We start from the raw sequence: 11,647 nt of genomic DNA, 5'->3' as shown, positions 1-11,647 counted from the left end.
GTCTTGAAGGTTTGCGACCGGGCATCCGTCGCTTTTTGACCGACAATCCAGTAAACTGGTGTTAGGTCAAAGGCATGACGATCCTCCAGACCTCAATTCCTTATGATCCGCTTGCCCCACGTCCTTTGCCCGGTATCCAACCGGTCAGCATGGATGATTGGCTGCATTGTGATGATGTGTTTGCCGCGCAGATGCAGCGGCGCACGACGTTGTTGGCCGAAAGACGGGCAGAGGTTCTGGCGCTGGACCCAAGTGCCGTACCTGCGGCGCAAGAGCTGTTGGATCTTGTCCTAAAGCACGCTTACCCTGGGTGTTTGGACCGGGTCATACGCCCGGACGGGCAGGGTGTTGAAATCGACCGCTCCAACCCCATGGATATGCTGTGTCGTCTGGTGCAGGAAGATTTCTGCATCCTTCAAAAGCACGGGGATGAACACGTTCTGACCGGTGCCATCCTGTGTTTTCCCGCCAGTTGGCGTTTGTCTGAAAAATTCATGCGCCCCTTGATCGACATTCATGGGCCCGTCGCCAGCTATGATGCCGATATCGCCCGCCGCGTGCAGCGCCTGTTTGATGGAATACAACCTGAACGTCCGCTTTGGCGCTTCAATGCCTTGTGGTACGAGGACGCGGAACTGCACCAACCCCGCAGTGCCAGCGCACCGCGTGATGTCCAAGAACCTGGGGTCGCGCAGTATCTGCGCAGCGAACGACAGACGCTTTTGCGTCTGCCTGAAACGAAGGCCGTGGTCTTTTCAATCCATACTTATGTGCTTGAGGCAAAGCGCCTGCGCAAAGCGGAAAACCCCGCCTAAGTGGCGGGGCTTCCAAGGAGGGTCTTCGGTTTAGTGCTACATGCCAAACGCGTTTGCGACACCGGCAATTGCCCCGCTTGTGCTGAGAGCGGAGATTGCGACGGAGTAGGCAAGTACCTGAGTATTAAGGCGAAAATCTTCACCTTTGATCAGGTTCACTGCGGCCAGAGAGACCGCGATCGGAACTGACACGCTTGCCACGGCCCCGGTCAATCCCCAACTGGACAGTCGCAGGATATCGCTGGGCTTATCGTGGTCGAGGGGGGGCGTATCTTCGTCCCGATCAGTAGGTTGCTCGATAGGTTCTGTCCGGAAAGCGATGCTGAGCAACTGCTCATCCGACAGCTGGATCGGCCGGGCTGCTGGTTTCAGCGCCTCTTTTTGTGGCTCATCCAGGTCTTCTTCAGTAATGGCCAGCCCCGCGAACGGGCCTGTCACTGCCTCGAAAATCTGTTGTCTGTTGCGTGGTTTGGAAGGCGTCAGCGTGTTGAACGCGCTCATGAACTGTTCCACGGTCAGAACTGTGTTGGGCGACAGCCATTCGACGCGCTGCGTCGCGCAGATATCAACCATCCGATACAGGATGACCACCAACATAAGCTCTGAGATTTCACTGTCATCCAGCAGCGCTGATACCGGAGAGATTGTAATTGCCAAACGGCTCTGCGGAAGGGTCACGATCGGCCGATGGGCGGTCTTTAACCCGGCGGCACGGTCCAACCGCTCAAAACGGTCTTCTGCTCCGGTCGCCTGAGTTTCCAAAGTCAGGCGCACCAGATACTGGCTGGAAACGATGCTGGCTTCGGTTGCGCTTAGCATGGTCTTACGCTCGACCAGATGGCCATAGTCTTCCAATGTCGTGGCGACGATGGCACCGAACCGCTCGATCGCGCCGTCAGTCTCACCGTCGAATTGAAGACCACCATGATAGCTGTGCTTCGTAGTCACTGCGCTGTCCCTTGTCGCATCCTGTCTTACCAAACAGGTTAACAAGCGATATGGGGCAGAATTTGGCAGAAATGGAAAAAAATCCAAAATTGGCAGGATTGATTACTCTATGGAAACCTAGACATTTTAGCGGCCACTTAATGTCTGTGGCAACAATGTGGCCGGATTGGGGTGTGTAGGCGCAGATTTGTGGCAGGTCTCAGCCGTCGATTCGGGCTGCCATAATCGCAATGGATTGCTGATAGACCGTGGCAGCGTTCCATTGCTGAATTACAGCGAAGTTGGGTTGCCCCGGCTGGTAGCCACGCCCCGGTTTCCACCCTTTTTGGCGTAGAAAATTGGCGGTTGAGGCAAGCGCGTCTGTCATATTGTAGAAATCGACCTGGCCGTCACCGGTTGCATCGACCCCATAGGTCAACGCATTGCCCGGCAGGAATTGAGTGTGCCCCAATTCGCCATGTTTGGCCCCTTGGGTTGCCGTCGTAATACTGCCTTGATCGACCAGTTTTAGCGCACCGATGGCATGTGGAATAAAGAAGTCAGAACGGCGACAATCATAGGCCAGTGTTGTGATCGCGGAAACAACCTGACTGTCCCCCATGAAATTTCCGAAACCCGTTTCCATTCCGTGAATGGCGATAAGCACTCCGCTGGGGACGCCGTATTGGCGCTCCAGCGCGGCATAGAACTGCGGGTTGCGGGCCTTGCGCTTGCGTCCTTGCGACACGATTGCGTCGGCGCCGCGTACCCGCATGAATTTGTCCAACGAGTATTTAAAGCTTTTTTGATTGCGGTCTGCCGCGATTGTACGGGTGGCGTATTGGCTTTGCGCCAGCGCCTGCAATCCCTTCTTTTTGACTCCCGCGCGTTTAGCCTGTTTGGCAAAGTCCTTCTTCCAAACCTCAAACCCGCTGCTGGTATTGCCGCAAGGGGCGCTGGCCGCAATTGTGGGCAGAGCCAGCGTAAGGGTCAGTAAAATTGCAAATCGCTTCATGAAAAGAATCCCTAAATAAGCTAATTCCAACCGACCCCGCGATCCGAGTGGCACTTATAATGCACGCTGCAGATCCTCGGCCGTCAGGACGGGCTGAATTTCGATATTGGCGTTCAATGCGGCAAACAGGGGCTCGTTGATTTTCGGCATGCGGGCCTGATCGCTTTCCTCGAAAATGACAATGCCCATGCGTTTTCCGTGTTCCAGCGCAAAATAGGCGGCCTCGGCATTGACGTCTTTCACAAGCGCTTCGATGGCTTTTCCCAGCGATCCGTCCCGTTCTGCTTGATTGCCTTTTTCAACCGGTATTGTGAATTTCAACATCAACCGCATCGCGCCCTCCCAAAATCCTCTGATCAATACTTTGGGACGAGGCTCGGACGTTCGTGCGTGTCAGTCAAGATGTGTTACCCTGAACGGCAAAAGGGCGCCCGGTAGGACGCCCTTTTCTTTTCTTAAGTTCAACCGCCGCTTAGCAGCTGTAGTACATGCCGTACTCAACAGGGTGCGGAGTATGCTCGTAGGTTTCGACCTCTTCCATCTTCAGTGCGATGTAGCCGTCGATCTGGTCTTTGGTGAACACGTCGCCTTGCAGTAGGAAGTCGTGATCCGATGCCAGAGCTTCCAAAGCTTCACGCAGGCTGCCGCAAACGGTCGGGATATCGGCCAGTTCCTCGGCGGGCAGATCGTACAGGTTCTTGTCCATGGCTTCGCCCGGATCGATCTTGTTCTTGATACCGTCCAGACCGGCCATCAGCAGTGCGGCAAACGCCAAATAAGGGTTCGCAGCCGGGTCGGGGAAGCGGGCCTCGACGCGCTTGGCTTTCGGGCTTTCGGTCCACGGAATACGGACACAACCCGAACGGTTACGGGCCGAGTAGGCGCGCAGAACAGGAGCTTCGAAACCTGGGATCAGGCGCTTGTAGCTGTTGGTCGACGGGTTGGTGAAGGCGTTCAGGGTCTTGGCGTGCTTCAGAACACCACCGATGAACCACAGGGCTTCGTCCGACAGATCAGCATACTTGTCGCCAGCGAAGAGCGGCTTGCCGTCTTTCCAAATCGACATGTTGACGTGCATACCGGTGCCGTTATCGCCTGCGATCGGCTTCGGCATGAAGGTCGCCGATTTGCCGTAGGCGTGGGCAACGTTATGGATGATGTACTTGTATTTCTGCAGCTCGTCAGCCTGTTTAGTCAGGCTGTCGAAGATCAGACCCAGCTCGTGCTGGCACGAGGCAACCTCGTGGTGGTGCTTGTCGACCTTCATGCCCAGACGCTTCATGGTCGACAGCATTTCCGAACGCAGGTCCTGTGCTTCGTCAATCGGGTTGACCGGAAAGTAGCCCCCCTTGACGCCCGGACGATGGCCCATGTTGCCCATCTCGTATTCGGTGTCGGTGTTCCACGATGCGTCGGTTGCATCAACTTCGTAGGATACTTTGTTGATAGTGTTAGAGAAACGAACATCGTCGAACAGGAAGAACTCGGCTTCGGGGCCCATATAGGCCACATCACCGATACCCGATGCCTTCAGGTATGCTTCGGCTTTCTGAGCGGTGCCGCGCGGGTCACGCTCATAAGCTTCGCCAGTGTCGGGCTCGACAACCGAGCAGTGCACGCAGATGGTCTTTTCGGCGTAGAACGGATCGACATAGGCGCTGTCGGTGTCGACCATCAGCTTCATGTCCGATGCTTCGATCGACTTCCAGCCCGCAATGGACGAACCGTCGAACATAAAGCCTTCTTCCAGGAAATCCTCGTCAACCTGATCGGCCATCAAGGTCACGTGCTGCAACTTGCCGCGCGGGTCGGTAAAGCGAACATCGACGTATTCGGCGCCTTCGTCCTTGATCAGCTGAAGAACTGCGTCCTTGCTCATACTCTTATTCCTCTATTGGGTGTTCGATTACAGGGCTTCCGAACCGGTCTCGCCGGTACGGATGCGAATGGCTTGTTCAACGGGCGAGACAAAGATCTTGCCGTCGCCAATCTTGTCGGTTTTCGCGGCGGACACGATGGCCTCGATGGCGGCGTCAACCTGGTCATCATCCAGAACGACCTCGATCTTCACCTTGGGCAGAAAGTCGACCACGTATTCAGCGCCGCGATAGAGCTCGGTGTGACCTTTCTGTCGGCCGAACCCTTTGACTTCGATCACGCTGAGGCCCTGGACACCTACGTCCTGCAGCGCCTCTTTCACTTCGTCCAGTTTGAACGGTTTGATGATCGCTTCGATCTTCTTCATCCCGGGCTCCTATAACTCTTGTCAGAAAGGCACTGATCACGTCTAAGATCGGTCGGCAATCTGATTGCGAAAATGGCCGGGCCCTTGTGGTGAGAAATTAAGCGGTGGGTGAAATTTTGATCGACTTGCACAAAAAGTAATCAGAATAGAATCGCCAAAGGAAATTGAGATGACGGAATTGCTGACAGCCGCACAGATGCGGACCATCGAACAAGCCGCGATTGAGTCTGGCGAGGTGACCGGGCTTGAGTTGATGGAACGGGCCGGGCGCGGCGTTGTCGAGGCTATTTTCGAAGAGTGGCCAGAGCTGTCGAAAACCTTGGGTCGAGCCGTGGTATTGTGCGGTCCGGGAAATAACGGTGGTGATGGGTTTGTCGTTGCGCGGTTGCTGAAAGAGTGGGGTTGGGAGGTCGAGGTTTTTCTATATGGAGATCCGCAGAAATTGCCGCCGGATGCTCGTCAAAACTATGAACGCTGGGCTGACATAGGAGGCGTCGAACCACTTGATGGACAGTTGGAGCCTTCGACGCTCAAGGCCAACGTGATTGTTGATGCCCTATTTGGCACAGGGCTTACCCGCCCCATATCGGATCTTGGTCTCCTTATGCTTGACCTGCATGACAGTCAGGGGCTTGGTGCAGCTATGGAGGTGGCGCAAAGACCCGACTGGTGTCCGCTGATTGTGTCAGTTGACCTGCCAAGTGGTTTGTGCAGCGACAGTGGTCGTGCTTTGAGCACGCCGGATTTCGTAGGACTACCAGCCAAATTAGAGGCAATGTCTTGCGCTAGCGATCTTACTGTCACCTTTCACAGTAAAAAGCTGGGTCACACGCTGGCTGATGGGCCTGAATTGTGCGGACGTGTTGTCGTTAAGGGGATCGGGCTAAAAGTGTCCAAGAAGGATGAGTGTGTATCTGAGGTGCATGCCGGTTCTGGTCGGAGAGGAGGTAAAGAGAGTACATCGCACAAATACTCCCACGGCCACGCTCTGATCCTTTCGGGTGGCGCAGGTAAAACCGGTGCCGCTCGATTGGCGGCGCGCGGGGCTTTGCGGATTGGGGCAGGGCTTGTGACGTTGGCGGTGCCTCCGGCGGCTCAGATGGAGGTCGCTGCGCAGGTCACAGCCATCATGTTGCAGAGGATCGAGGGGGCGGATGGCCTGACGCAAGTCCTGCAGGACGAGCGGCTCAACGCATTGTGCCTTGGCCCCGGGTTGGGGCTGGAACGTGCGCGGGATTTGGTGCCAGCGGCTCTGAACGCCAAGAGCGCGACTGTACTGGATGCGGATGCATTGACGGCTTTTGCGGATGATCCCGCAGCCTTGTTCGCGCAATTGCATGAAAACTGCGTTTTGACACCTCATGGAGGTGAATTTACGCGGCTGTTTCCGGATATCGCAGAAAAACTGTCGGCACCCGCAACTCAAGGACCGGCCTACTCCAAGGTTGATGCAACGCGCAAGGCTGCCAAGAGGGCGGGGTGCGTGATCCTGTTCAAAGGGTCAGACACAGTGATCGCGGCGCCGAACGGACAGTGTTCGGTCAATGCGGCAGTCTACGACCGTGCGGCCCCTTGGTTGGCTACAGCCGGGTCCGGCGATGTTCTGGCTGGTTTTATCACCGGGCTGCTCGCGCGTGGGTTTGCCCCGATGCAGGCCGCTGAAACAGCGGCTTGGTTGCATGTGGAATGCGCGCTTGCGTTTGGCCCGGGGCTTATCGCTGAAGACTTGCCCGAGTTGCTTCCTGAAGTTTTCAAACAACTTAATATATGATTTTTAGGCGAGATTTGGCCGATCCACCCGATCTTCGGCAGCATTTGGCCGACGGGTTTGCGGTGTCATCAAATCGAGTGTTTGCCAGACGCATAGCCGGGCGTCAGAATTCGCTTGGAGGGGGTCTCCGGCTGCGGTCTTCCTGCAGATAATGCGTTGATTAAAATAGGAATTATTTCTGACTTTCTTGCTCTGAGTGGCGGACATGCAATACTTTGAAAGTATCGCAAGAGGCCTCTGGAGCCATGGCGACATGCGCGCGATTGATGAGCAACGAAAGCCGGAATTTTCAAGGTGAATGAAATGACCCAGAAACTAAAACTGTCCTCAATGGCTGCGATGTTGGTTGCGACAACGGCAATTCCCGCGGCAGCGGAACTGAAATACAACAACAACAGTGGCGGTTACGTTCTGTTGTACGGACAGCTCGATCCGGTGATCGTCTCGGTCGATGATGGCGAGGAAACGGAAACGCGCTTGCTGGACAATGACCTGTCCAACAGCCGCGTCGGCCTGCGGCTGATGCAGCCCTATGGCAGCAATGAATTCATGTTCCGTTTCGAAACCGGACTGGGTCTGCCGAGTACGGGAACGGCCAACCAGAATGGAACCAACAATGACGGGTGGTCACGGGAAGACATCCGACATGTCGATTTCTCGTTAAAAGGGGGATACGGCAAGTTCTCGGCCGGGCAGGGGAGCATGGCGTCGGACGGTGCGGCCGAGGTTGACCTGTCTTATGTTGGAACGGCTTTGTATTCCTTTACGAACGACGAAAACGGTGCGTTTTTCTATCGCGGCACGGACGGTGTACTAAGCGGCATCACCGTCGGTGACTCGGCCAGTAACTTTGATGGCGCTCGCCGTGGCCGGATCCGTTACGACACCCCCGACTTCAACGGTTTCTCAGCGGCAATTGCCTATGGTCAGAACATTCTGTCCAGCAGCGACGATGATGACTACTACGACATCGCGGTTTCTTACGGCAATACTTTCGCAAATGGCGTGGAGTTTGCCGCAAGCGTGGCCTATGCGGTGCGGGATTTCGACAATAGCTCGGGGGAACGCAAAGACACGATCGGGTCCGCTTCGGTTTTGCTGCCCAGCGGTTTCAGCTTTACGGCGGCCTTGGGTACGCGTGACGACACTGCCACCGGTGCCAGCGACCCGGACTATTGGTACACCAAACTGGCCTATGAAGGGGATTGGGTGTCTTGGGGGAAAACCGGTGTCGGGATCGACTATTTCGATGGTTCGGATTTCGAAAACGACGGGTCCAGCACAAAATCCTGGGGTGTCGCCGTCGTTCAGCGGATCGACAGCATCAACACTGATGCGTACCTGAAATATCGCAACCATGACTTCGACGACACGGTCGACTTTGACAAGAACGAAGCCTGGGTTCTGGGTGCGCTCTGGAAGTTCTGATCCCGACCTTCTTGGGAATAGGCGCCCCGGGTCAGTCCGGGGCGTTTTTTTTTGTTCAAATCGGCGGTAAAACAAGGCTGATCCGGGCTTTGCCCCCTTGCACGCAGGCGGCTGGGCAAATAGAAGGCGTCAAATTTGCCCGGCGCGCCGTTTTGCGCGCCCCGAATCCTATGGGGACTACCATAATGCAGGTTACCGAGACGCTGAACGAAGGTCTGAAACGCGGCTACAACATCGTTGTGACCGCAGCCGAGCTGGACGACAAGGTCAACGAAAAGCTGACCGAAGCACAGCCCGAAGTCGAGATGAAGGGCTTCCGCAAAGGCAAGGTGCCGATGGCCCTGCTGAAAAAGCAGTTTGGTCAGCGCCTGCTGGGCGAAGCGATGCAGGAAAGCATCGATGGCGCCATGAGCAAGCATTTTGAAGACAGCGGTGAGCGTCCGGCGCTGCAGCCTGACGTCAAGATGACCAACGAAGATTGGAAAGAAGGCGACGACGTTCACGTCGAGATGTCTTATGAGGCGCTGCCGGAAATCCCCGAAGTTGATCTGAAATCGGTCGAGCTGGAAAAGCTGATTGTCAAAGCAGACGATGAGGCCGTCGAAGAAGCGCTGAAAAGCCTGGCAGAAACCGCGCAGGACTTCAAAGCGCGCCGCAAGGGGTCCAAAGCCAAAGACGGCGATCAGGTTGTGATCGACTTTGTTGGCAAAGTGGACGGCGAAGAATTCGAAGGTGGTTCGGCCGAAGACTACCCGCTGGTTCTGGGCTCGAACAGCTTCATCCCCGGCTTTGAAGAGCAGCTGGTCGGTGTGAAGGCCGAAGAAGAAAAAGACGTGAATGTCAGTTTCCCAGAAGAATACGGCGCCGAAAACCTGGCCGGTAAGGACGCTGTTTTCACCTGCACGGTGAAAGAAGTGAAAGAGCCGGTTGCTGCCGAGATTAACGACGAGCTGGCCACCAAGTTCGGTGCCGAAGATCTGGCTGGTCTGAAAGCTCAGATCGCTGAGCGTCTGGAGGCAGAGTATTCCGGTGCGTCGCGTGCGGTCATGAAGCGCGCGCTGTTGGACGCGCTGGACAAGATCGTTTCCTTCGACCTGCCGCCGTCGTTGGTTGAAGCCGAAGCCAAGCAGATCGCTCACCAGCTGTGGCACGAGGAAAACCCGGAAGTGGAAGGCCACGACCACGCCGAGATCGAGCCCACCGACGAGCACAACAAACTGGCCGAGCGCCGCGTGCGTCTGGGCCTGCTACTGGCCGAGCTGGGTCAGAAGGCCGAGGTTGAAGTCACCGATGCCGAGATGACGCAGGCGATCATGAACCAGGCGCGTCAGTACCCGGGTCAGGAACGTCAGTTCTTTGAGTTCGTGCAGCAGAACGCTCAGATGCAGCAGCAGTTGCGCGCGCCGATCTTCGAAGACAAAGTCATCGACTACATCGTTGAACTAGCTCAAGTTGCCGACAAAGAAGTCAGCAAAGACGACCTGCAGAAAGCCGTAGAGGCACTGGAAGAGGAGTAATCCTCTTCCGCCCCCTGCCCACGGGGCACAAAAAACGGAGCCGTCTGACAATCAGACGGCTCCGGTGGGTGGCTTTTGATCTTATGAGGTGAGGGGGTCAGGCCTCATGAGCAAAAGCACGGGGGGTACTCAGCAGAGCAGTCTTTTGCTCTGGCGTGAAACGATCTGACAGCGCTTCGATCAGTTTAAGCACGTCTTTGACTTCGTCTTTCGATTTTGCTGAATGCATCTGTTCGACGAAGTATTTCTCAAGCTCGGTCAGCGGTTGGTGATCGACATTAGCGGGTTTTTCGGCCTTGCTGAGCGCGAACAGACTCAGCGCCTGTTCTTCGGTCAGGAAGACGTCATGTTCGATTCCCGCATAGTCCCGAATGCCCGAAATTCGTTCATCCGAGCAATCCATCATCGCCGCCATCGCAACCACTTTGCCCATTGGTTTTGCACTACCGAGGTAGTCATACGGGGCATTGCCCGACCGTTGCAGAACACGGTTCATGATCGGATCAATTACGGCGATCGAGTCCAGTACGCCGGCGGTTTTGGCGTATTCGAACGAGCCGATCATGACCTCGCTGGTCACATAGGACACTGAATTTTTGCCGCGCCCTCGGCCCAGTCGTTTGGTGTCGACACAGAACCGGGTCGCTTCCCAGACCTGTGAACTGCGCAAGGGCGGTTCACCGTCCAGAATGGAATTGAAGACATCCGCAAGCATGTGTGGACCTGTGGTCTGCAACAGGCGCATACACCCAACGACTTCCCCCTCGTCGTTGATGCTGACCACGTGTGCAGGATTCAGGTCGTCGAACATATCGCGTTCACGGCCGTCTACTATGTTGACCTCCCAGCCCAAACGATCGCCGAACACGCGGGCTCGTAGTTTGAACATTTCGTCCAGGACATCACTAAACATATGCTGGTTGATACCATCAATTACGATGATCATTTCCATCCCCCTACAGTCTGGTTACCGTGACTCGAGAGTTAACCATGTCGCGGGCGGAAACTATTGGGGGTTTCCCGTATTTTTTCGATTTTTTGCTTATCCTGGGGCGATTAAGCCCAAACCTATCGCCCGGCCAATGGCCTGAGGCGTGGTTAACGCGCCCAATTTTTCGCGGCCAGAGCGCATGTGAACCTCGACGGTTCGGTGGGAAATCGACAAAATATCACCAATATCTTGCTGCGATTTACCCTCAGCGACCCATTGAAGGATCTCTTTTTCGCGTGTCGAAAGGGCGGGCAGGTACAATGCTTTGGCCAGAACCCCGGACTGCATAACCGTATCATGCGCATGCACAGCGGCCATTTGCAGGTCGCCCATAACTTCTCTTTTGAGCGACTCCCATTCAGCATCTGAACAATCGCGGGTCACGCTTAGTATTCCGCATTCGCCGTAAGGGCCGCGGACAGGAACGGTTAAACCACGCGGGGTAATGCCGAAGTCATGTGCATCGCGGAAAACGGCATTAAATTTTTCGTCGTGATTGAAACGGCCCCAATCGACCGGTGCAATGCTGAGAACCGACTGGTAAATTGTTGGATCGAAATGGTGGTATCCATGGCTGCCGTAATGGATTTTCCATTCGTCAGGGTAATTCGCATACCCCTGAACGTCACCTTTCACAGGATTCAAAGTGGCATAAGACGCATAGTCAAAGCCGAGTTCCTCGCAGACCGAGTTGATTATGTCTGCGGTCGACTTTTCCTGTTGGTCGAGCGCGGCCAAGTCTATGAGTTTCACCTGTCCAACCTTTTACATAGCGCTTTCCACCCCCCGAAAGCGCACAGTCTGTCCGTATTCAAGCCTACGTTGCGTCAACCGAGGTATTAAGCGCAAGGGAATTGTTAATATCGCGCAGGCATAATGCGTACTTAGAGCAACAGAACTGTGTGAATCTGGGGTATTTGGGTGGAATTCCGCCGATT

Annotated in this window: 11 protein-coding genes; 4 read left to right on the top strand and 7 right to left on the bottom strand. The window is 55.4% G+C overall.

Translation table 11 applies throughout. The features are described 5' to 3' along the window. Nucleotides 1-74: 74 nt before the first annotated feature. A complete protein-coding gene (locus ACR0M2_RS07160) occupies nt 75-815 on the top strand; it encodes a heme-dependent oxidative N-demethylase family protein (protein WP_480704381.1) in 741 nt (246 codons plus the stop codon). A 36-nt stretch (nt 816-851) separates the two neighbouring features. On the opposite strand, the gene ACR0M2_RS07155 is transcribed toward ACR0M2_RS07160, so the two are convergent. From ACR0M2_RS07155 to ACR0M2_RS07135, 5 genes are all read right to left on the bottom strand, one after another. Then, nucleotides 852-1,763 carry a hypothetical protein gene (locus ACR0M2_RS07155; protein WP_226688305.1) on the bottom strand — a complete coding sequence of 304 codons (912 nt, stop codon included), beginning with the start codon at nt 1,761-1,763 and terminating at the stop codon, nt 852-854. A gap of 199 nt (nt 1,764-1,962) precedes the next feature. Next, a complete protein-coding gene (locus ACR0M2_RS07150) occupies nt 1,963-2,757 on the bottom strand; it encodes a lytic murein transglycosylase (RefSeq protein ID WP_170349087.1) in 795 nt (264 codons plus the stop codon). A 54-nt stretch (nt 2,758-2,811) separates the two neighbouring features. Then, entirely contained in the window at nt 2,812-3,090 is a 279-nt protein-coding gene (locus tag ACR0M2_RS07145; RefSeq protein WP_170349086.1) for a hypothetical protein, read from the bottom strand. Nucleotides 3,091-3,229: 139 nt separating this feature from the next. Then, the gene (gene glnA / locus ACR0M2_RS07140; protein ID WP_170359023.1) at nt 3,230-4,636 is read right to left on the bottom strand and encodes a type I glutamate--ammonia ligase; all 1,407 of its coding nucleotides are present in this window, start codon (nt 4,634-4,636) and stop codon (nt 3,230-3,232) included. 27 nt (nt 4,637-4,663) lie between these two features. Further along, the gene (locus ACR0M2_RS07135; protein ID WP_058280621.1) at nt 4,664-5,002 is read right to left on the bottom strand and encodes a P-II family nitrogen regulator; all 339 of its coding nucleotides are present in this window, start codon (nt 5,000-5,002) and stop codon (nt 4,664-4,666) included. A 169-nt stretch (nt 5,003-5,171) separates the two neighbouring features. Between ACR0M2_RS07135 and ACR0M2_RS07130 the strand changes: the two genes are divergently transcribed. The 3 genes from ACR0M2_RS07130 (at nt 5,172) to tig (ending at nt 9,718) form a co-directional block, all read left to right on the top strand. After that, nucleotides 5,172-6,773, top strand: a complete 1,602-nt coding sequence (locus tag ACR0M2_RS07130) for an NAD(P)H-hydrate dehydratase (protein WP_480704380.1) — start codon at nt 5,172-5,174, stop codon at nt 6,771-6,773. Between the two features lie 303 nt (nt 6,774-7,076). Then, nucleotides 7,077-8,201: a porin gene (locus tag ACR0M2_RS07125; protein WP_170375824.1), complete on the top strand. Its 1,125-nt coding sequence runs from the start codon at nt 7,077-7,079 to the stop codon at nt 8,199-8,201. 185 nt (nt 8,202-8,386) lie between these two features. Further along, entirely contained in the window at nt 8,387-9,718 is a 1,332-nt protein-coding gene (tig, locus tag ACR0M2_RS07120; protein WP_170349082.1) for a trigger factor, read from the top strand. Between the two features lie 97 nt (nt 9,719-9,815). Here the strand turns inward: tig and ACR0M2_RS07115 are convergent, their stop codons facing one another. Beyond that, nucleotides 9,816-10,664 carry an acyl-homoserine-lactone synthase gene (locus tag ACR0M2_RS07115; protein WP_170359015.1) on the bottom strand — a complete coding sequence of 283 codons (849 nt, stop codon included), beginning with the start codon at nt 10,662-10,664 and terminating at the stop codon, nt 9,816-9,818. 96 nt (nt 10,665-10,760) lie between these two features. Then, nucleotides 10,761-11,462, bottom strand: coding sequence for a helix-turn-helix transcriptional regulator (locus ACR0M2_RS07110; RefSeq protein ID WP_170349080.1), 702 nt, complete (start codon nt 11,460-11,462; stop codon nt 10,761-10,763). Nucleotides 11,463-11,647 lie beyond the last annotated feature (185 nt).

It is taken from the genome of Ruegeria sp. BE10, from assembly GCF_056538905.1.
This window is presented reverse-complemented; position numbering and strand designations above follow the sequence as displayed.

Excerpts from the sequence above, each read along its gene's own strand:
- ACR0M2_RS07160 (WP_480704381.1), top strand. The coding sequence starts at position 75 with ATGACGATCCTCCAGACCTCAATTCCTTATGATCCGCTTGCCCCACGT.
- ACR0M2_RS07150 (WP_170349087.1), bottom strand. The coding sequence starts at position 2,757 with ATGAAGCGATTTGCAATTTTACTGACCCTTACGCTGGCTCTGCCCACA.
- ACR0M2_RS07145 (WP_170349086.1), bottom strand. The coding sequence starts at position 3,090 with ATGCGGTTGATGTTGAAATTCACAATACCGGTTGAAAAAGGCAATCAA.
- glnA (WP_170359023.1), bottom strand. The coding sequence starts at position 4,636 with ATGAGCAAGGACGCAGTTCTTCAGCTGATCAAGGACGAAGGCGCCGAA.
- ACR0M2_RS07135 (WP_058280621.1), bottom strand. The coding sequence starts at position 5,002 with ATGAAGAAGATCGAAGCGATCATCAAACCGTTCAAACTGGACGAAGTG.
- ACR0M2_RS07130 (WP_480704380.1), top strand. The coding sequence starts at position 5,172 with ATGACGGAATTGCTGACAGCCGCACAGATGCGGACCATCGAACAAGCC.
- ACR0M2_RS07125 (WP_170375824.1), top strand. The coding sequence starts at position 7,077 with ATGACCCAGAAACTAAAACTGTCCTCAATGGCTGCGATGTTGGTTGCG.
- tig (WP_170349082.1), top strand. The coding sequence starts at position 8,387 with ATGCAGGTTACCGAGACGCTGAACGAAGGTCTGAAACGCGGCTACAAC.
- ACR0M2_RS07115 (WP_170359015.1), bottom strand. The coding sequence starts at position 10,664 with ATGATCATCGTAATTGATGGTATCAACCAGCATATGTTTAGTGATGTC.